General features: G+C 60.1%; 5 protein-coding genes. 3 read left to right on the plus strand and 2 right to left on the minus strand.

Annotation, left to right across the window (positions count from 1 at the left end; all coding sequences use genetic code 11):
* Positions 1 to 477 precede the first annotated feature (477 nt).
* The 3 genes from EES43_RS19420 (at position 478) to EES43_RS19430 (ending at position 1,825) form a co-directional block, all read left to right on the plus strand.
* The gene (locus EES43_RS19420) at positions 478 to 759 is read left to right on the plus strand and encodes a type II toxin-antitoxin system Phd/YefM family antitoxin (RefSeq protein ID WP_124269878.1); all 282 of its coding nucleotides are present in this window, start codon (positions 478 to 480) and stop codon (positions 757 to 759) included.
* Positions 756 to 1,010, plus strand: a complete 255-nt coding sequence (locus EES43_RS19425; RefSeq protein ID WP_124269879.1) for a Txe/YoeB family addiction module toxin — start codon at positions 756 to 758, stop codon at positions 1,008 to 1,010. Before EES43_RS19420 ends, EES43_RS19425 begins: the two co-directional genes overlap by 4 nt.
* A 503-nt stretch (positions 1,011 to 1,513) precedes the next feature.
* Positions 1,514 to 1,825, plus strand: a complete 312-nt coding sequence (locus EES43_RS19430) for a hypothetical protein (protein ID WP_124269880.1) — start codon at positions 1,514 to 1,516, stop codon at positions 1,823 to 1,825.
* Between the two features lie 81 nt (positions 1,826 to 1,906).
* Here EES43_RS19430 and EES43_RS19435 read toward each other — a convergent pair whose 3' ends face one another.
* Both EES43_RS19435 and EES43_RS19440 read right to left on the minus strand, forming a co-directional pair.
* Positions 1,907 to 2,170 (minus strand): type II toxin-antitoxin system RelE family toxin, encoded by a 264-nt coding sequence (locus EES43_RS19435; protein WP_124269881.1) that lies wholly within the window; start codon positions 2,168 to 2,170, stop codon positions 1,907 to 1,909.
* Entirely contained in the window at positions 2,163 to 2,432 is a 270-nt protein-coding gene (locus EES43_RS19440) for a type II toxin-antitoxin system Phd/YefM family antitoxin (RefSeq protein WP_015578585.1), read from the minus strand. Before EES43_RS19440 ends, EES43_RS19435 begins: the two co-directional genes overlap by 8 nt.
* Positions 2,433 to 2,471: the final 39 nt, after the last annotated feature.

A 2,471-nucleotide genomic window follows, 5' to 3' on the forward strand; every position in this document is an offset into this window, starting at 1 on the left:
GGCGGCCAGGCGGTGGAGCTGGCCGCTGGCGTCCGGGAAGACCGTGAGTGAGCGCGAGCGCTGTGCTGCTCTGTGAGGTTCGGCGTGGTGGCACGAGCCTGATGTGGCGTGCGTAGAAGTTCCGCAGACTTCAGGCATGTGCGGGCGCTGCCATGTAGCGTTGGCGATCTTCGGTTTTTCTTGTACTTCGTCGCGCATCCCGTGCTGGGATGGTGCTGGGATGCGCCTGCATTTCCGCAGGTCACAGCCTTGTGGTCGAGTTCCGCTTCAACGTCTGAGCGGATGAAATATCACCACGTCGTTGGACGTGGCAAACATGCAGGTCAGATGGGGACCACCTCTCCGGAGGTGGGCCCCTGGCCTTTCCCGTGCTGGATGGGTGCTGGATCAGCTGAGTGACCATCAGTCGGCTTCCCCTCTCGGATGACACCAAGAGTGGTACGTTATTGGGTACCACTGGATGGGAGGTTTGAAGTCATGTCCATAACTGCGAGTGAAGCGCGCAAGGAACTGTTTCCGTTGATCAAAAAGGTCAACGAGAACCATGAGGCCATCGAGATTGTCTCCAAGCACGGTAACGCGGTGCTTGTCTCGGCTGAGGACTACATGGCGCTGCGCGAGGGCTCCTACCTGCTGCGCTCGCCAGCGAACGCCCGGCGGTTGCTCAAGGCGTACGAGAACGCCCTGTCGCACGTCAACGTGTCGGAGCGTGAGTTGATCGACCCCGAGTCACCGGACGCAGGTGCGGGTGCCGCGTGAGGCTCGTATTCGAGGATCAGGGCTGGGAGGACTACACGTCCTGGCTCAGGAACGACCGTAAGATGCTCGCCCGGATCAACAAGCTCATCGAAGATGTCAGGCGTGACCCCTTCGCGGGCATCGGCAAGCCGGAGCCGCTGAAGTATCACCTGCCTGGGGTCTGGTCGCGGCGGATCGATGAAGAGCACCGCCTCGTCTATCTGGTGACGGACAAGGAGATCGTCATCCTCGCTGCCCGGTATCGCTACTGATCGGTGAGTGTCCGATGTGCTGGGACGTCTCTTCCGTGCTGGGATGACCTAACCTGGGTTTCTGCAGGTGGAATTCCTGGGTTTGACATTTAGCTCCGCCGTAGCTGATTTCCGGTTCAACCTTTCGTGTGGCGAAATGGGGAGTCGCTGAACGGCTGATGTCACCTTCCTTAGTCAGGCCGAACCAGTTGATGAGTACGTTAGGGCTCTTATGCGGTATCGCGATCAATTCTGAGGGCCCATTTTGATGAATTGTCGCAAGCAGACCTCGAAGACCTCAATTGTGATTCGTCTGGACGAAGATCGCCGACGACATCCTCGACACCCTCGCCGCATATTGCACACGAATTAACGACTCAGGACACTAGGACGGCTGACGCTACCGATGGAACACCAGCTGCCTGGGGCGACGGCATAACTCGTGCGTTTGCAGATCACGAAGACGCTGTAAAGCAGGCGGCTTCGGCCCACGCTGCTCAGCCGATAAGCTCTTCGACGAGACCGTGGGCACCACCCCATGCGGCTTCCCTAAGGGCGCCAGAAGGATTCCAGGGCGCTGCCCGTACTTCTTGTACGTCGATGCCGGCACGCCAACGTTCGCCGAAGCAATCGCTGCCATGGGCCTCGCGCCGAACGCGTGCGAGACGCTGCGCAAGAACTTCATGCGGCCTGAACATTTCTCCCTCAGCATGCTGCACAAGTTTGTCAGAGCACTGTCGGAGATGGCGCCCTATCAGGATCCCGAGCACATGGTTCCTGTCATCACGGCGCTTTGGAACAGCGCTCAGTGGGAACGGAGTAGTGAGACGGAATAGCGCCCGCATGTAGGTGTAGAAGGCTAAGGGTTTGCCTCTGCTGGACCTGTGCTGGATGTTCAGACGCTGGATCGGTCGGGATCAGGTGTCGTTAACGGTGGAGCGATGCCCGACGTGGATGACCCACACCACGAGCTCTCCCTTGTCGATCGTGTAGACGATCCGGTAGTCGCCGACCCGCAGTCGACGGCGTTCTGGTTGTGACACGAACGCGGTGGTGTTACAGCCGAGGGGGTCGCTCTCCAGCTCGGTCAGTTTGGTCAGGATGCGTAGGGCCATGTCGCGAGGGATCTTCCGGAGCTCGGCCTGTGCCTCTGGCCGGAAGACGGTTCGGTACTCACTCACCGCGCGCCAGGGTCTCCCTCATGATGTCCTCGATCGGGATGCCGGGTGCCGGGTTGGCCATGCGTTCGTCGATGATCCGGTTGATCTCGCGCTCTTCCCATTCCTGGTACTTGCGCAGCACCTCGATGGAGACGACGGCGGCAATCTGCTTGCCCCGTCGGGTGATCACGGTGGGCATGTCATCTCGATCGGCGCGCTCCACGACCTCGGCCAGGTGCGCACGTACGTCCCGGATGGACTCTATGGGCAGTGGCTGCGTCATGCGCTCAAGTGTACTGAGTGTGCCATGTGTACACACCTG

Source organism: Streptomyces sp. ADI96-02 (assembly GCF_003846185.1).
Taxonomy (GTDB): Bacteria; Actinomycetota; Actinomycetes; order Streptomycetales; family Streptomycetaceae; genus Streptomyces.